The sequence below is a fragment of the Streptomyces yunnanensis genome, from assembly GCF_029011865.1.
Classification (GTDB): domain Bacteria; phylum Actinomycetota; class Actinomycetes; order Streptomycetales; family Streptomycetaceae; genus Streptomyces; species Streptomyces yunnanensis.
In genome coordinates this window covers 4948036-4964588 of sequence record NZ_CP095749.1, presented here as the reverse complement: position 1 = coordinate 4964588, position 16553 = coordinate 4948036, and the positions used below count along the sequence as shown (strand labels likewise).

The 16553-nt window shown below is 70.5% G+C and carries 16 protein-coding genes and 1 tRNA gene; 7 read left to right on the top strand and 10 right to left on the bottom strand.

Annotated features, from left to right (window positions below; genetic code table 11):
* Window positions 1–7 precede the first annotated feature (7 nt).
* The 3 genes from MOV08_RS21555 to pknB all read left to right on the top strand — a co-directional run bounded on the left by MOV08_RS21555 (window position 8) and on the right by pknB (window position 5015).
* Window positions 8–1405, top strand: a complete 1398-nt coding sequence (locus MOV08_RS21555; RefSeq protein WP_039634781.1) for an FtsW/RodA/SpoVE family cell cycle protein — start codon at window positions 8–10, stop codon at window positions 1403–1405.
* Entirely contained in the window at window positions 1402–2871 is a 1470-nt protein-coding gene (locus MOV08_RS21550; RefSeq protein WP_039634779.1) for a peptidoglycan D,D-transpeptidase FtsI family protein, read from the top strand. Before MOV08_RS21555 ends, MOV08_RS21550 begins: the two co-directional genes overlap by 4 nt.
* 146 nt (window positions 2872–3017) lie before the next feature.
* The gene (gene pknB, locus MOV08_RS21545; RefSeq protein ID WP_275308573.1) at window positions 3018–5015 is read left to right on the top strand and encodes a Stk1 family PASTA domain-containing Ser/Thr kinase; all 1998 of its coding nucleotides are present in this window, start codon (window positions 3018–3020) and stop codon (window positions 5013–5015) included.
* Window positions 5016–5094: 79 nt separating this feature from the next.
* Here the strand turns inward: pknB and MOV08_RS21540 are convergent, their stop codons facing one another.
* The 6 genes from MOV08_RS21540 to MOV08_RS21515 form a co-directional block, all read right to left on the bottom strand.
* Window positions 5095–5841 carry a class E sortase gene (locus MOV08_RS21540; RefSeq protein WP_039634775.1) on the bottom strand — a complete coding sequence of 249 codons (747 nt, stop codon included), beginning with the start codon at window positions 5839–5841 and terminating at the stop codon, window positions 5095–5097.
* Between the two features lie 26 nt (window positions 5842–5867).
* Window positions 5868–7436 (bottom strand): class E sortase, encoded by a 1569-nt coding sequence (locus tag MOV08_RS21535; RefSeq protein ID WP_039634773.1) that lies wholly within the window; start codon window positions 7434–7436, stop codon window positions 5868–5870.
* Window positions 7433–8089: an aminodeoxychorismate/anthranilate synthase component II gene (locus MOV08_RS21530; protein ID WP_039634771.1), complete on the bottom strand. Its 657-nt coding sequence runs from the start codon at window positions 8087–8089 to the stop codon at window positions 7433–7435. Before MOV08_RS21530 ends, MOV08_RS21535 begins: the two co-directional genes overlap by 4 nt.
* Complete coding sequence (locus tag MOV08_RS21525) at window positions 8086–8262, bottom strand: hypothetical protein (protein WP_039634769.1); 177 nt, start codon at window positions 8260–8262, stop codon at window positions 8086–8088. Before MOV08_RS21525 ends, MOV08_RS21530 begins: the two co-directional genes overlap by 4 nt.
* Before the next feature lie 81 nt (window positions 8263–8343).
* Window positions 8344–9030, bottom strand: coding sequence for a class E sortase (locus MOV08_RS21520; protein WP_275308572.1), 687 nt, complete (start codon window positions 9028–9030; stop codon window positions 8344–8346).
* Window positions 9031–9066: 36 nt separating this feature from the next.
* Window positions 9067–9837 (bottom strand): DUF881 domain-containing protein, encoded by a 771-nt coding sequence (locus MOV08_RS21515; protein WP_039634765.1) that lies wholly within the window; start codon window positions 9835–9837, stop codon window positions 9067–9069.
* Between the two features lie 177 nt (window positions 9838–10014).
* Here MOV08_RS21515 and crgA point away from each other — a divergent pair, with 177 nt between their 5' ends.
* On the top strand, window positions 10015–10269 hold the full coding sequence (gene crgA / locus MOV08_RS21510) for a cell division protein CrgA (protein ID WP_039634763.1): 255 nt from the start codon (window positions 10015–10017) through the stop codon (window positions 10267–10269).
* 255 nt (window positions 10270–10524) lie between these two features.
* Here the strand turns inward: crgA and MOV08_RS21505 are convergent, their stop codons facing one another.
* Together MOV08_RS21505 and MOV08_RS21500 are read right to left on the bottom strand one after the other, a co-directional pair.
* Window positions 10525–11439 carry a rhomboid family intramembrane serine protease gene (locus MOV08_RS21505; RefSeq protein WP_039634761.1) on the bottom strand — a complete coding sequence of 305 codons (915 nt, stop codon included), beginning with the start codon at window positions 11437–11439 and terminating at the stop codon, window positions 10525–10527.
* Window positions 11440–11635: 196 nt separating this feature from the next.
* Window positions 11636–12163, bottom strand: a complete 528-nt coding sequence (locus MOV08_RS21500; protein WP_275308571.1) for a peptidylprolyl isomerase — start codon at window positions 12161–12163, stop codon at window positions 11636–11638.
* A gap of 290 nt (window positions 12164–12453) precedes the next feature.
* On the opposite strand from MOV08_RS21500, the gene MOV08_RS21495 reads away from it, so the two are divergent.
* On the top strand, window positions 12454–13173 hold the full coding sequence (locus MOV08_RS21495) for a DUF5324 family protein (RefSeq protein WP_275308570.1): 720 nt from the start codon (window positions 12454–12456) through the stop codon (window positions 13171–13173).
* An 87-nt stretch (window positions 13174–13260) separates the two neighbouring features.
* Here MOV08_RS21495 and MOV08_RS21490 read toward each other — a convergent pair whose 3' ends face one another.
* The gene (locus MOV08_RS21490; protein WP_275308569.1) at window positions 13261–14178 is read right to left on the bottom strand and encodes a LysR family transcriptional regulator; all 918 of its coding nucleotides are present in this window, start codon (window positions 14176–14178) and stop codon (window positions 13261–13263) included.
* Between the two features lie 93 nt (window positions 14179–14271).
* Here MOV08_RS21490 and MOV08_RS21485 point away from each other — a divergent pair, with 93 nt between their 5' ends.
* A complete protein-coding gene (locus tag MOV08_RS21485; protein ID WP_039634753.1) occupies window positions 14272–15651 on the top strand; it encodes an MFS transporter in 1380 nt (459 codons plus the stop codon).
* Window positions 15652–15744: 93 nt separating this feature from the next.
* On the opposite strand, the gene MOV08_RS21480 is transcribed toward MOV08_RS21485, so the two are convergent.
* Window positions 15745–15817, bottom strand: a tRNA-Ala gene (locus tag MOV08_RS21480).
* A 129-nt stretch (window positions 15818–15946) separates the two neighbouring features.
* Here MOV08_RS21480 and MOV08_RS21475 point away from each other — a divergent pair.
* The gene (locus MOV08_RS21475) at window positions 15947–16495 is read left to right on the top strand and encodes a helix-turn-helix domain-containing protein (RefSeq protein ID WP_039634751.1); all 549 of its coding nucleotides are present in this window, start codon (window positions 15947–15949) and stop codon (window positions 16493–16495) included.
* Window positions 16496–16553: the final 58 nt, after the last annotated feature.

Genomic DNA, 16553 nt, shown 5'->3' with positions numbered 1-16553 from the left:
AGATTTCATGAGCAGTACAACCACCACGACGACTGTGGGCACGTTCGCCGCCCCGAGTCGTCGCAACACCGAGCTGGCCCTGCTCGTCTTCGCGGTGCTGATCCCGGTGTTCGCCTACGTCAACGTCGGTCTGGCGAAGGACGGTTCGGTGCCCGCGGGGGCGCTGGGCTACACGCTGGGGCTGGGGTTGCTGGCGGGGGTCACGCACCTGGTCGTCCGTAAGTGGGCGCCGTACGCGGACCCGCTGATGCTGCCCATCGCGACGTTGCTGAACGGCCTGGGGCTGGTGTTCATCTGGCGGCTGGACCAGGAGCCGAAGATCAGCACCCCGCAGCTGGGCGGTGCCATGGCACCGGGTCAGTTGATGTGGTCGACGCTGGGCGTCGCGCTCTTCCTCGGTGTGCTGGTCTTCCTCAAGGATCACCGGGTCCTGCAGCGCTACACCTACATCTCGATGGTGGTGGCGCTGGTCCTGCTGATCGCCCCGATCTTCTTCCCGGCCCGGTTCGGCGCGCGCATCTGGATCACGATTCCCGGTGTCGGTTCGCTGCAGCCCGGTGAGTTCGCGAAGATCATCATCGCGATCTTCTTCGCGGGCTATCTGATGGTGAAGCGGGACGCGCTGGCGCTGGCCAGCCGCCGCTTCCTGGGCATGTATCTGCCGCGCGGCCGGGACCTCGGCCCGATTCTGGTCATCTGGGCGCTCAGCCTGATGATCCTGGTCTTCGAGACCGATCTGGGCACCTCGCTGCTCTTCTTCGGCCTCTTCGTGATCATGCTGTACGTGGCCACCGAGCGCACCAGCTGGATCGTCTTCGGTCTGCTGTTGAGCGCCGGTGGTGCGGTCGCCGTGGCCACCTTCGAGTCGCATGTGCAGGTGCGTGTCCACAACTGGCTCAACCCGCTGGAGCTGCAGAACGGCGGTGTGACGGAGACCGCGCAGTCGATGTACTCCTTCGGCTCCGGCGGCATCCTCGGGTCCGGTCTCGGACAGGGCTACTCCCGGCTCATCGGCGGCATCGCCCCGAAGAGCGACTACATCCTCGCCACCGTCGGCGAAGAGATCGGCCTGGCCGGTCTGATGGCGATCCTGCTGCTGTACGGCCTGCTCATCGAGCGCGGTATCCGTACGGCGCTGGCGGCGCGCGACCCGTTCGGCAAGCTGCTGGCGGTCGGTCTGTCGGGCGCCTTCGCGCTGCAGGTCTTCGTCGTCGCGGGCGGTGTGACGGGTCTCATCCCGCTGACGGGTATGACGATGCCGTTCCTGGCCCAAGGTGGCTCGTCCGTGATCGCCAACTGGGCGCTGGTGGGGATCCTGCTTCGGATCAGTGACACCGCGCGCCGTCCCGCTCCCGCTCCCGCTCCGTCCACCGACGCCGAGATGACCCAGGTGGTCCGCCCGTGAACAAGCCCCTGCGACGGGTCGCGGTCTTCTGCGGCCTGCTCGTCCTCGCCCTGCTCATCCGTGTGAACTGGGTGCAGTTCGTCCAGAGCGACCAGCTCAAGAACGATCCGCACAACAGGCGGGTGGCGATCGAGCGCTACAGCACGCCGCGCGGCAACATCATCGTCGCCGGCAAGGCCATCACCGGTTCGACGACGACGGACAGTGGTGACTTCAAGTACAAGCGGACCTACAAGAACGGCAAGATGTGGGCGCCGGTCACCGGCTACGCATCGCAGGCCTTCGACTCCAACCAGTTGGAGAAGCTGAACGACGCGATCCTGACGGGCACTGACGACCGGCTCTTCTTCAGCCGCACGGTGGACATGTTCACCGGTGGCAAGCAGAAGGGCGGGAACGTGGTGACCACCCTCGACGCCAAGGCGCAGAAGGCGGCCTTCGACGGGCTCGGGGACAAGAAGGGCGCGGTGGTGGCGCTCAACCCGGAGACCGGGGCGATCCTGGCGCTGGCCAGCACGCCGTCGTACGACCCGTCGACGTTCGCGGGGATGACGGACAAGGACGCCGAGGCGTACAACGCGCTGCAGAAGAAGAACAACCCGGACGAGCCGATGCTGAACCGGGCGCTGCGGCAGACGTACCCGCCCGGTTCGACGTTCAAGGTGGTCACCGCGGCGGCGGCGCTGGAGAACGGCCTGTACACCGACCCGGACGCCAAGACGGACTCGCCGGTGCCGTTCATCCTGCCGGACACCGCGCACCAGCCGCTGAACAACGAGGGCAGCATCGCCTGCGAGAACGTGTCGCTGCGGGAGGCCCTGCGGCTCTCCTGCAACACCGTCTTCGGCAAGGTCAGTGCGGATCTCGGCAACGCGAAGATGAAGGCCGAGGCGGAGAAGTTCGGCTTCAACGACGCGAAGATCGACACTCCGGTGCGGGCCGCGGAGAGCGTCTTCCCGAAGGACAACCGGCCGCAGAATGCGATGGCCGGTATCGGGCAGGCGTCGAACCGTGCCACGCCGTTGCAGATGGCAATGGTGGCGTCGGCGGTCGCCAACGGCGGGAAGCTGATGAAGCCGTACATGGTCGAGTCGCTGGTGGCGCCGAACCTCAACGTCGTGCAGCAGCACACGCCGCAGGAGCTGGGTCGGCCGCTGAAGCCGGAGAACGCGCAGAAGCTCCAGAGCATGATGGAGACCGTGGTCAAGGACGGCACGGGTCAGTCGGCGCAGATCGACGGCGTGACGGTCGGTGGCAAGACCGGTACCGCGCAGCACGGTGAGAACAACAAGGACAATCCGTACGCCTGGTTCATCTCGTATGCGAAGACCGCGAAGGGCACTCCGGTCGCGGTGGCGGTGGTGATCGAGGGGTCGGACACCCTCCGTGACGACATCGCCGGTGGCAAGCTCGCCGCTCCGATCGCGAAGGGCGTGATGGAGGCGGTCATCGAAGGCCAGCGGTGACGCGGGTCATGGCGATACCGGTCACGTATCAGGTTGCGGCTCCGGTCCGGTCCGGTCCGGCGTGCCGGGTACGGTATGCCCGGACAGCACACCGCCGGACCACACACGGGTGCGGTCGGGACTGACGGAGAGGGCTGGAGAAGCTTATGGAAGAGCCGCGTCGCCTCGGCGGCCGGTACGAGCTGGGCTCGGTGCTCGGCCGTGGTGGCATGGCGGAGGTCTACCTCGCGCATGACACCCGTCTCGGCCGCACCGTGGCGGTGAAGACCCTGCGGGCGGATCTCGCCCGCGATCCGTCTTTCCAGGCCCGGTTCCGCCGTGAGGCCCAGTCGGCCGCCTCGCTGAACCATCCGTCGATCGTCGCGGTCTACGACACCGGCGAGGACTACGTCGACGGGGTGTCGATCCCGTACATCGTCATGGAGTACGTGGACGGGTCGACGCTGCGTGAGCTGTTGCACTCCGGGCGGAAGCTGCTGCCCGAGCGGTCGTTGGAGATGACGATCGGTGTGCTGCAGGCGCTGGAGTACTCGCACCGCGCCGGCATCGTGCACCGCGACATCAAGCCGGCCAACGTGATGCTGACCCGTACCGGCCAGGTCAAGGTGATGGACTTCGGTATCGCCCGGGCCATGGGCGATGCCGGTATGACCATGACGCAGACCGCGGCGGTGATCGGTACCGCGCAGTACCTGTCGCCGGAGCAGGCCAAGGGCGAGCAGGTCGATGCCCGCTCCGACCTGTACTCGACGGGCTGCCTGCTCTATGAGCTGCTGACCGTGCGGCCGCCGTTCGTCGGGGACTCCCCGGTCGCGGTGGCCTACCAGCACGTGCGGGAGGAGCCGCAGCCGCCGAGCACCTTCGATCCGGAGATCGCCCCGGAGATGGACGCGATCGTCCTGAAGGCGCTGGTCAAGGACCCGGACTACCGCTATCAGTCGGCGGACGAGATGCGGGCCGACATCGAGGCGGCGCTGGACGGCCAGCCGGTCGCGGCGACCGCCGCGCTGGGTGCGGTGGGTTACGGCGAGCAGGACCAGCCGACGACGATGCTGCGGGCGCAGGACGCGGGCGGCCCGAAGACGTCGATGCTGCCGCCGATGAACCCGGACGACGGGGGCTACGGCTACGAGGAGCGCGGCGACCGGCGGCGGGGCGGCGGTAAGAAGAGCAACGTCTCCACGATCCTGCTGGCGCTGGCCGCGGTCCTGGTCCTGGTCGGTGCGATCTTCATCGGCAAGGCGATGTTCAGCGGCGGCAACAAGAACAACAGCATCACGGTGCCCAACCTCGAGGGCAAGACGCTGGCGGAGGCGAAGTCCTACGGCCAGAACAGCTCCTTCACGGTCGTCCAGGACGGCAGCAAGGAGTGCGACAACGCCCAGAAGGGCCAGGTCACCGCGCAGGACCCGGCGGCCGACACCAAGATCGACAAGGGCGCCACGGTCCACGTGACGATGTGCTCGGGTGCGGTGAAGGTGGCCGTGCCGGACGTGCAGGGCATGCCGTTCGACGACGCTGTGAACCAGCTCAAGAAAAAGGGCTTCCAGAACGTCACCAAGGCGGAAGAGGTGTCCGACCGGACGCCGAACATCGTCACGAAGCAGAACCCCGACGCGCAGTCCAAGGCGACCAAGGACGTCCAGATCACGCTGACGGTGGCCAAGGCGGCGCCGAAGGCGACCGTTCCGGACGTCAAGGGCCAGGACTTCGCCGCGGCGCAGAAGCAACTCCAGGACCAGGGTTTCCACGTCCAGCGGACCGACCAGAACGTGACCGACCCGGCGCAGAACGGCAAGGTCATCGCGGAAAGCCCGGACGGGAACCAGCAGGTGGCCCAGGGCTCGACGGTCACGCTGACGGTCGGAAAGGCCGCGCAGGCGCAGGTCCCGGAGGTGCGGGGCAAGAAGGTGAAGGACGCCAAGCAGATCCTGCAGCAGGCGGGCTACAACAACATCCAGTTCGCCAATGGCAGTTCGTCGGACGACAACGCCGTGGTCATAAACCAGGACCCGCAGCCGGGGACGCAGGGTGACCCCGCGTCGACCGCCGTGAACCTGACCACCGCGGGTGGGGGCGGCGACAACGGGAACAACGACGGCGGCATCTTCGGCGGACCGTTCGGCTGGGGGAAGAAGCACTAGCCTCCGCACGGCCCCGTACGACGGAGCCCCGGCTGCCCTTGGAGGGCGGCCGGGGCTCCGTCGTGTGCGGGGTGGTCGGTCAGCGGAGTTCCTCGGGGGGTGTGCGGTCCGCGTCGACCTTTTCGGTGCGTTCCAGTTCGCCCCAGACGATGTAGCGGTAGTCCGAGGTGTAGACCGGGGTGCAGGTGGTGAGGGTGATGTAGCGGCCGGCCTTGTGCTTGCCGGATTCGGCCGGGATCTTGTCGAGGACGTTCACGTTGTACTTGGAGGTCTGCGGGAGCGTCGCGTAGACCTTGTAGACGTACCAGGTGTCCTTGGTCTCGAAGACGACCGGGTCGCCGACCTTGAGCTTGTCGATGTTGTGGAACTTCGCGCCGTGGCCGTCGCGGTGCGCGGCGAGGGTGAAGTTGCCCTGCTTGTCCTGCGGCAGGGCGGACTTGACGGGCTTGGTGTAGTAGCCGGCGACTCCTTCGTTGAGGATGTCGTTGTCGGTGCCCTTCTTGACCAGCACCTCGCCGTTGTCCATCGCCGGTACGTGGAGGAAGCCGATGCCGTCCTTGGTGTCCAGCGCTCCCGGCCCCTTGGGGCCCGGTGGCGCGGCGGCCCAGTGCTTGCGGACCTGGTCGCTCTGCTTGTGGGATTCGCGGTCGGCGAGGACGTTGGTCCACCACAGCGAGTAGACGACGAACAGGCCCAGGATCAGCCCGGCCGTGATGAGGAGTTCACCGATGACGCTGACGACGGAGGCGAAGGTGCGCCACCCCCGGCGTGGCTCCGGTGACATCGCGGACCGGTCGCGGTCCTCGTCGATTCCGCTGGCAGTCACCGGTTAGCTCCCCTTCAGTTGTCCGCTCAGCCGGCGAGCGCTTCCGGTTTGCCCTTGCTCCGTGGCCGCTCGTCCACCATCTTGCCCCAGACGATCAATCGATAGGTACTGGTGAACTCCGGGGTGCACGTGGTCAGGGTGATGTACCGTCCCGGGCCGGTGAATCCCGAGCCGGGCGGGACCGGGCCGATCACGCTGGTGTTGCTGGGAGAGGTCTGCGGGAGGACGCTCTCCATCTCGTAGGTGTAGTAGGCGCTCTGCGTCTCGACGACGATCTTGTCGCCCTTGGTGAGGCGGTTGATGTAACGGAACGGCTCGCCATGGGTGTTGCGGTGGGCGGCGACGGCGAAGTTGCCGGCCTTGTCCCAGGGCATCGCGGTCTTGATGCCGCTGGCGGCGTCGTAGTGGCCGATCATGCCGTGGTCGAGAACGGCGTGCTTGTCGATGCCCTGGGCGATCGGGGCCTTCACGTCGAGCTTGGGGATGTACATGATGCCGAAGCGCTCGCCGTCCGCGAGGTTCTTCTTCTCGCCGCCGCCCTGCTCCCACTGGTGCTGAAGGTTGTTGGCGGCGCCGCCGGCCTCCTCGTCGGCCATCACGTTGGTCCACCACAGTTGGTAGGTGACGAACAGCAGCATCAGCACGCCGAGGGTGATGAACACTTCGCCCAGCGCGCGGCTGGCGATCAGGCCGGGGCTGTCCTTGGCGGCGCGCTGCGCCCGGCGGGCCTCGACCCGGGTCATGGGGGCCTTGGGCGCCTCGGCGTCCGTCGCGGCGGCCGGGGCCGAAGCGGAGGCGGTGCGGGCGCTGCGACGGCCGTGGCGCCCCCCGCGTTTGGCGGCGGCCTGGGCGGCCTTGCGGCGGGCCGCGCGGCCACCCGTCACCAGGGCCGCGGTCGTGGTTTCACGTGAAACGGCGATGTCGGCGTCGGTTTCACGTGAAACGGTCGTGCTGGTTTCACGTGAAACGGTGTCGTCGCCGGACTGCTCGGCCTGGCGCAGCGCCATGGTCGCGTCGTCCGACTGCGAGGGAGCCCCGGCCGGCGCCGGGCGCACGGGGCGGCCGGACCGGGAGGGAAGCAGCGGGGGGATCGTGGGGAAGGGCGCGGTGAGGGCCTCCGCGACGCCACGTGGATCGGGTATCGGCTCTGCGGGCGGGGCGTATCTGCCGTGGCCGAGGCCGCCGTTCACCTGACCGTAGGCGTCGGCTTCGGAGCCGTAGGGGCGCGGGGGCGGCGGGCCGGGCGTCGTGTCCTCGGGGCCGGGCCTGCGGTGCCGGGCCGGTCTCCGCGGCGGCGTTGGCGTCGGCGGCGGCTCGGGGCGGCCGGAGGCAGCGGGGTCCTGGCGGGGCCGGAACCAGGGGGAGCCCTCTGTCGCGGTGCCCCCGCCGGCGCGGTCGGTCGGTGCCTGCTGCCCGTAGGGGTTCGGGTGGGGCGCCGGGGAGCGGCCGGGCAGGGGGTCGTTCAGCGGGTCGTCGAGCCGCCCCACCGCCGTCTCGAACGCGTCGGACTGCCCGTACGGGTCGGACGGCGCGTACGGCTGCTCCTCGTACGGCTCGTAGGGCCGTCCTTCGTGCTCGGGGCGGAGCGCGGTCACGCGCCGGCCTTGCCGACCACCGGGGCAAGCCCCGCCGAACGCTCCACCGCTTCCTTGTCGCCGCACTCCACCAGCCAGTTGGCCAGCATCCGGTGTCCCCATTCCGTCAGTACCGACTCGGGGTGGAACTGCACTCCCTCCACGGGGAGTTCACGGTGCCGCAGCCCCATGATGATCCGGCCGCCGGGGGCGTCGTCGGCCTCCGTCCAGGCGGTGACGGCCAGTTCGTCGGGGACGGTGTCCGGTTCGACGGCCAGGGAGTGGTAGCGGGTGGCGGTGAAGGGCGAGGGCAGTCCGGCGAAGACGCCGGCGCCCTCGTGGAGGACGGGCGAGGTCTTGCCGTGCAGCAGTTCGGGGGCGCGGTCCACCACTCCGCCGTAGGCGACGGCCATCGACTGCAGGCCCAGGCAGACGCCGAACACCGGGACGCCGGTGTCGGCGCAGTGCCGGACCATGTCGACGCAGACGCCGGCCTGCTCGGGGGTACCGGGGCCCGGGGAGAGCAGCACGCCGTCGAAGCCGTCCTGGGCATGGCGCGGGGCGACCTCGTCGTTGCGCAGTACCTCGCATTCGGCACCGAGCTGGTACAGGTACTGGACGAGGTTGAAGACGAAGCTGTCGTAGTTGTCGACGACGAGAATCCGTGCGGTCATCGGGTGGCTGCCATCCCTTGGTCGACAGTGACGTCATTGAAGGGGAGCAGTGGCTCCGCCCACGGAAAGACCCACTGGAAGAGCACGAAGACCACCGCCAGGACGAGCACCACGGAAATCAGCGCCTTCACCCACGTGTTGCCCGGCAGATGCCGCCAGATCCAGCCGTACATGGTGTCGCTGTCCCCTTGCCGATGCCGTTGACGATGTCGATTGCGACACCAGAGTAAGGGGAGAGGCTGTGCGCACGTGGGTCAGCCGGTCAAAGCCGATGGCCTTCCTTGTGTGACGGGTTGGGTGGAATCGAGGTGTGCCCAGGCGATCAGCCGGTGGCTGTGGCCCCACTCCGGTTCGCAGGTGGTGAGGGTGAGATAGCGGCCGGGGCCGGTGAAGCCGGACTTCCGCGGCACCGGGTCGATGACGCCGATGTCGGTGGGCAGGGTCGTGTAGGGCCGGTTGTCGATGCGGTAGGTGAACCAGGTGGCGCCGTCGGTGAGGACCACGGCGTCCCCGGGGCGCAGCCGGGGGAAGTCCTTGAAGGGGTCGCCGTAGGTGCGGCGGTGGCCGGCCACGGCGAAGTTGCCGGTGGCGCCGAGCCGGGCGGTGCGGTCGTAGTGGCCCAGGCCGCGTTGGAGGACGTCGGTTGCGGTGCCTTCCAGGACGGGCTTGGCCCAGTCCGGCCCGAAGCGGGGGATGTACATGACGGCGAAGGAGCGGCCGGGCTCGTAGCGGCGGGGCGGGGCGGTGGGCGTGGGCGCGGGGGCGCCGGCGGCGACCGGGCCGGTGGACCACTGGTCCTGGAGCCGGCCGATCTCGCTGTCCATCGCGCTGTCCGCCCGGACGCCGGTCCAGTAGAGGAGGTAGACGACGAAGAGGACGATCAGTGTGCCGGCGGTGAGGCAGATTTCGCTGGCCGTCCGTACGATCCACCGCGTCGTCATCGGGCCGCCCCTCCCCGCCGGCCCGCGGCCTGCGGGCTACGGCTTCACAGGCTGTGCGTAGTGGAGATCCACTGTGCCGGAGTAGCCGGGAAGAGTCACCGCCTCGTGCTGGTCGACTTTCCAGCCGAGGCCGTAGGCGTTGACGTACTGGAGGTAGTTCTGGATGGCGGGAGACGCGGTCAGCGCCTGGTTGAGGGCGTCCCGGTCGCCGACCGCGGTGATCTTGTAGGGCGGGGAGTAGACCCGGCCCTGGAGGATCAGGGTGTTGCCGACGCAGCGCACCGCGCTGGTGGAGATCAGCCGCTGGTCCATGACCTTGATGCCCTTGGCGCCGCCGTTCCACAGGGCATTGACCACGGCCTGGAGGTCCTGTTGGTGGATGACCAGGTCGTTGGGCTGGGGTTCGGGGATGCCGGGGATCTTGGCGGTGGCGTTCGGCGGGGCGTCGGTGAGGGTGACGGTCAGGCCCTGGCCGGACAGCGGCTTGGTGCCGGCGCTCTGCTCCAGGCCCTTGAGCCTGGCCTCTTCCGTGGCGGAGGTGCTGGTGTCGCGGCGGGCGAGGGCGTCGACCTCGGCGCGGAGGCCGGCGTTGCGCTCGTCCTGGGCGCCGTTTTTGTGGCTGCGTTCCTGGATGAGGTCGGACAGCCGCAGCATCGAGTCGTCCGAGCGGAGGTTGGTGCCGCGGGCGGTGTCGAAGCTCAGCCAGAACATCAGGCCGGCGAGCGCGAAGACGAGGAGGGTGAGGAGTCGGACGGGCCGCAGCCGGAGACGTGGAGGGCGCCCGGGGGAGCCGGCGGAAGTGCTCAACGTACCCTTACTCCTTACGACGCCGCGGAAGCACTACGCTAACGGACGCCTGGGAAGGAAACCCGTTCCCCTCGTGTCCGTACCCTGGCTCCCGACCCGTACCGCTCCCGTGCGGCGGGGAGACCACCCGCTCACCGTCGGGAGTGGGGGAGCAGCACATCGACAGGAGAGTTCCTCGTGCCGAAGTCACGGATCCGCAAGAAGGACGACTTCACGCCGCCGCCGGCGAAGACCACCAGCCTGAAGATGAATTCAGGTCGTGGCTGGGTCGCGCCGCTGATGTTGGCGATGTTCGTGATCGGGCTCGCCTGGATCGTGCTGTTCTACGTATCCGAGGGCGATCTGCCGATCAAGGCGATGGGCAACTGGAACATCGTGTGTGGCTTCGGCTTCATCGCGGTGGGCTTCGGCGTCTCCACGCAGTGGAAGTAGCGCGCCCCTCCTGGGGATAGCGCAAGCCCTGCCCAAGGCCATCCACACAGTTATCCACAGCCGGGGAAAACTTCAGAAGATCTGTGGATAACCCTCGGGAGGTTGACGCCGGTGTGACCGGCGGTACCTCCCGATGCCGGCCCCCGCCCCCGCCCCTTCCTGCGGAAACGCCATTCTGCGGGGTGTCGGGGCCGGCTTCCGCACAGCATGCACAAGATCCTTCACGGACTGTGGACAACGTGGCCCCGCGGGGCCTCAACCCACCAGCTGAAGGGTCCGTACCCACACCACCGCGACGATCGCGAGCAGGGCGACCACGCACGTCCCGACGTGCACCAGCGTCCGGCGGTCCCGCGGCGCGTGCACCATCCCGAACGCCACCGCGGCGCCCACGACCAGTCCGCCGACGTGCGCCTGCCAGGCGATGTTCGGCCACAGGAACGTGAAGGCCAGGTTGAGGGCGAGCAGGATCAGGACCGGCTTCATGTCGTACCGCAGCCGCCGCATCAGCACGGCGGTGGCGCCCAGCAGCCCGAAGATCGCGCCGGACGCCCCCAGCGAGGGCTGGTTCTGGGCGGCCATGAGGAAGGACAGGGCGCTGCCGCCCAGGCCGGAGAGCAGGTAGAGCGCGGTGAAGCGGAGCCGGCCGAGGGCCGCCTCCAGCGGCGGGCCCAGCCACCACAGCGACAGCAGGTTGAAGGCGATGTGGGCGATCTGCTGGTGCAGGAAGACCGCGGTCAGCAGGCGGTACCACTCACCGTGGGCGACGCCGACCAGCTGATAGCGGCTGGGATCGATGGCCAGGCCGATCAGATCGAGCCGGTTGACCAGGTCGGTACCGGCCTGTTGGGCCACGAGCACCGCGACGAAGACGGCGACGTTCAGGCCCAGGAGGATCTTGGTGATCAGCCGGGGGTCGGCGGTGAGGGTGCCGCCCGCTATCGTGCGCGGCGCGCTGGCCTGCGGCGCCGGGCCGCTGCCGCCGCCGGTGCGGACGCACTCCGGGCACTGGAAGCCGACCGACGCACTGATCATGCACTCGGGGCAGATCGGCCGGTCGCACCGGGTGCAGCGGATGCCGGTCGGGCGGTCCGGGTGGCGGTGGCAGCCTGGCAGGCCGTCGTGGCCGTGCGCCTGCTGCGGCTCCTGCGGGCTGCCTGGCTGGTCCATCGGTCCCCTAAAGTCCTCGTTCTCGCCGGGACGCGGGCGCACCCCGCCCCCAGCCATCGCCCCACAACAAGCTTCGCGTCCCGCCGACCCGTCGCCCGGCCACCGCCCCACAACGAGCTTCGCGCCCCGTCCCTATCATCTACGACTGGACGGGGCGCGATGGTTCCCCGGATCGGTCCGGGGCGCAAGACCCGGGTCAGCGGGTCTCGATCACCACCGACTCGATGACGACGTCCTGCACGGGACGGTCGGTGCGCGGGTTGGTCTGGGTCTCGGCGATGGCGTCGACGACCTTCTTGCTGGCCTCGTTGGTGACCTCGCCGAAGATGGTGTGCTTGCCGGTCAGCCAGGCCGTCGGGGCCACGGTGATGAAGAACTGCGAGCCGTTGGTGCCCGGGCCGGCGTTGGCCATGGCCAGCAGGTACGGCTTGGTGAACGCCAGGTCGGGGTGGCACTCGTCGGCGAACTTGTAGCCGGGGCCGCCGGTGCCGTTGCCCAGCGGGTCACCGCCCTGCAGCATGAAGCCGCTGATCACGCGGTGGAAGACGGTGCCGTCGTAGAGACGGGCGGTGGTCTTCTGACCGGTGTTCGGGTCGATCCACTCCCGCTCGCCGTTGGCGAGCTCGACGAAGTTCTTGACCGTCTTGGGGGCGTGGTTCGGCAGAAGCCGGAGTTCGATGTCGCCCTGGTTCGTCTTCAGGGTGGCGTAGAGCTGCTCAGCCACGATCTACCTTCCATAGTCTTCGCGGACGGTCACCGATCCTGTCATGAACGACCGCCGGGCGCCGGGCCGCCACCACTTGACGGGGTTCGCACTGATTTCCCGCGCAGGATGCAACGCTGCGTGGCATGGTCGTCACAAGACTCCGGAAAGTCCCCAATGACCCGGATGCCCGCTCGCACATGCCGTGCGGACAGCGAGCGGGCATGCTCGTCAATCGGGTGGACAGGCGACACAGCACAGGTGGGGGAGCAGCCCCCAGACCAGGAACCCCACCGAGGAGGAGGATCCCCGTGACCCGCAAGGACAGCGTGCGCGCCGCGACCCACACGGCCAAGGACAGCGTGCGGCACGCAGCGGAGGTGGTGGCTCCCTATGCCGGTACGGCCAAGGACGCCGCCGTCCACTACTCGCACGAGGCGCGCACCCGGCTGGCTCCCAAGGTCGCCGAGGCGGCCCAGCAGGCCCGGTCCCAGTACGACACCCACCTGCAGCCGCGGATCGAGCACGCCCGCGGCGCGCTGCCGCCCAAGGTGGACGCGGTGGCGACCCGGGCCGCCGTCCGCACCCGTCAGGCGGCCCGCCAGGCCGCCGACTACACCGCCCCGCGGTTGGAGACCGCGATGGTCACCGCGCGGGCGGCGGCCGAGCCGGTGCGCGAGGAGGCGTTGGCCCGGGGTGCCGTGGCGCTGGCCGCGCTCCGCGGGGAGGTGACGGCGGCGGAGGTCGAGAAGCTGCACCGGAAGCAGTGCCGCCGGGCGGCCTGCGGCAAGGCCGCCAAGCGGCTGGCCCTGCTGGGCCTGGTGGTGGCCGGTGCGGTCGCCGCCTGGAAGTGGTGGGACAAGCAGGCCAACCCGGACTGGCTGGTCGAGCCGCCGGCGCCCACCGAGGTCGGCGACCGCGGCCACCTGAGCGCCGTGGACGGCAGTCAGGGCACCTCGCTCGACCCCGAGGTCCAGGCCAAGCAGGCCGAGTCCGACTCCGACGAACGGCGTGGCGGCGGCACCGCCTGACCCCCTTTCGCACCCGTCGACGGGCCGCGCACTGGTGCGGGGCGGGGCCCGTCGGCGGGTGCCGGCGCAGGCCCGGTGGGCGGCCGGTCAGGACACCTCGGTCCGGCTCCCCTGCCCGGCCAGCGGGTCGGCCCGCCGGGCCAGGGCCAGGAGGGCCTGCAGGGGCCGTTCGGCGAGGCCGAGGCGGGGGTGCCACTGGGCGATGATGCTGACCGGGCGGAGCGGCTCGACGAGCCGGAGGGCGACCAGGTCGCCCTCCGGCTCCCGGGCGACGGCCAGCGCCGGCAGCAGCGAGACGCCCTGGCCGTGGGCGGTCAGCCGGAGCAGCGCCGACAGCGAGCCGGTGACCGTAGCGGTGTGCGCCCCGGCGAGCAGGTCCCGGCCCAGGTGGTCCACCAGCATCTCGGAGGTGCAGCCCCGCTCGGCGACGAGGAACGGGCAGTCCAGGAGGCGATCCGGCGTCACCCGCTCCTGCCGGGCCAGCGGGTGGCCGGGGCCCGCCACCAGGACCGTGCGGTCATGGCCGACGACGGCGTGCGGACCGACCGCCCGCTGCCCGTTGTCGTACTGGAACACCACGTCCACTTCGCCCGCGCCGAAGGCCCGTTGCACCCGGTCGCGGTTGCCGACCGTCAGCTCGACCTCGGTGCTGGTACCCGGCCCGGCCGCGCCGTACTCCAGGGCCGCCAGCACCTCCGGCATCCAGGCGTGCGCCAGCGACTCCTGGGCGCCGATGCGCAGTCGGGGGCGTTCGCCGCGGGCGGCCCGGCGCATCCGCTCGTCCAGTTCCAGCGCCTCGCGGGCGTGCGGCAGCAGGCGCCGTCCGGCGTCGGTGAGCGTGGCGCCGGTGCCGGCCCGCACCAGGACCGTCGCGTCCAGCTCCGCCTCCAGGCGTTTGAGCTGGGCGCTCACGCTGGACTGGGCGTAGCCCAACTCCTGGGCGGCGGCGGAGATTCCGCCGTGCTCGACGACGGCGACGAAGGCGCGGAGGTAGCGGGAGTCCACCCCGCAAGGATGCCACCGGCCATCGAGGTTTCCGATGGGGATATCGGAAGTGCGGCGTCGCGGGCCGGGCCGGTCCGGGGTGACCGTGCTGCCATGACCACCGACACCCGCGCGCCGGCCACCGGCGCCCTCGCACCGGCACCCGCCCGCTCCCGGCTCGCGTTCGCCGGCATCGCCGCCGGCAATCTGCTCGTCCTCCTCGACACCACCATCCTCAACGTCGCCCTCCCCGACCTGCGGCGTGCGCTGCACCCGGCCGCCGCCGCGCTGCCCTGGGCGGTCGACGCCTACACCGTGGTCTTCGCCGGACTGCTGCTCGCCGCCGGGGTGTTCGCCGACCGGTGGGGTGCGCGCCGGATGTACGTCGGGGCGTTGATCGGCTTCGCCGTGCTGTCCGTGCTCTGTGCCGCGGCGCCCGGTGCCGGCGCGCTGATCGCCGGGCGGGCGCTGCTGGGTGCGGCCGGCGCCGGGCTGGTGCCGGCCTCGCTGGCGCTGCTCATCGCGCTCTATCCCGACCCCGCGCGGCGCACCCGGGCGATCGGCGCCTGGGCCGCGCTGAGCGGGCTGGGCGCGGCGGCCGGCCCGGTGTTGGGCGGCGGTCTGGTCGAACTCGGCGGCTGGCGGCTGGTGTTCCTGGTGAACCCGCCGATCGCGCTGGCCGCGCTGCTGCTCGCCCGCCGGCTCCCGGCGCCGGCTCCGCGGGCCGCCGGCGCCGCGCCGCGTGCCCTGGACCGGTCCGGGCTGCTGCTGTCCACCGGCGCGCTCGGCGCGCTCACCTTCGGACTGGTCCAGGCCGGCATCGAGGGCTGGTCCGCGCCGTCCGCCTGGGGACCGCTGGCGGCCGCGGTGGTCGCCTTCGTCGCGCTGGCCGCCGTGGAAGGCCGGGTCGCGGCGCCCGTGCTGCCGCCGGCGCTGCTCGTACTCCCCCGGGTACGGGCCGCCATGCTGGCCGCCGCGGTGTCCTGCTTCGCCTACTTCGGCGGGATGTACCTGCTCGCCCTGTGGCTGCAGCGCACCTACGCGCTCTCGCCGCTCGCCGCCGGGCTGGCCTCCCTGCCGCTCACCTTCCCGGTGTGCGTGATGCCGTTCTTCACCGGACGGCTGGTGGCCCGGCACGGCGCCCGTCCGGTGCTGCTGGCCGGGATGGCGGCCACCGCGCTGGCCGGCGGGCTGCTGCTGCTCGCCGGCGGCCGGCCGCCGCTCCCCCTGCTGGTGGTGGCCGAGCTGGCGCTGGCCGCCGCGGGCACCCTCTCCATCCCGGGTGCCGCCGCCGCGATGGCCGTCGAGGCGCCGGCCGAGCTGGCCGCCACCGCGCAGGGCGCCCTGAACGGGATCCGGCAGGCCGGCTCGGCGTTGGGCGTGGCGGTCCTGGGCACCCTGGGCGGGCCGCGGGACGCGGGCCTGGTGCTCGTCGTCGCCGGGCTCGCGGCGGTCCTGCTGATCTTCCGCGCGGGCGCCACGGGCCGGCGGTGACGGCCGGGCCGCCGCGACGGCCCGGCCCCGCCCTCAGCGGCGCACAAAAAGACCCCTCCGGCTGCGTTCCCACAGGTCAGAGGGGTTTGGGGGTGGAGCCTAGGGGAGTCGAACCCCTGACATCTGCCATGCAAAGACAGCGCTCTACCAACTGAGCTAAGGCCCCTTCGCCGAACAGGGTACCCGGTGTCGGGGTGCTTTCCCGACCGGGTATCGCCGCGCACCGTCGCTCTCCGTAGGATGCTTCGCGAGATTCGCGGCAGCGAAGCGCGATCGGGGATACAGGGGAGACGGCATGGATGCAGCACAGCAGGAAGCCACCGCGCGGGCCCGGGAGCTCCAGCGCAGTTGGTACGGAGAACCTCTGGGCGCGCTGTTCCGCCGTCTCATCGACGACCTCGGGCTGAACCAGGCCCGGCTGGCCGCGGTGCTCGGTCTGTCCGCGCCGATGCTGTCCCAGCTGATGAGCGGGCAGCGCGCGAAGATAGGCAACCCGGCCGTGGTGCAGCGGGTGCAGGCGCTGCAGGAGTTGGCCGGTCAGGTCGCGGACGGTCGGGTCAGCGCCGCCGAGGCCACCGACCGGATGGAGGAGATCAAGAAGACGGCGGGCGGGTCGGTGCTGAACAACACCACCCAGAACACGTCGTCGACGGGCGCCACCACCGTGCGCCGGGTGGTGCGGGAGATCCAGTCGCTACTGCGGTCGGTCTCCGACGCCGGCGAGATCATCGACGCGGCGAACAGCCTCGCCGCCACCCACCCCGAACTGGCAGAGTTCCTCCGGGTCTACGGTGCCGGTCGCACCGCCGACGCGGTCGCCCACTACGAGTCGCACCAGAGCTAGGGCCAAGCGCGGTCGGCCGCAGGCGAGTTGGCCGCAGGGAGTCGGATCCAGCAGCGGA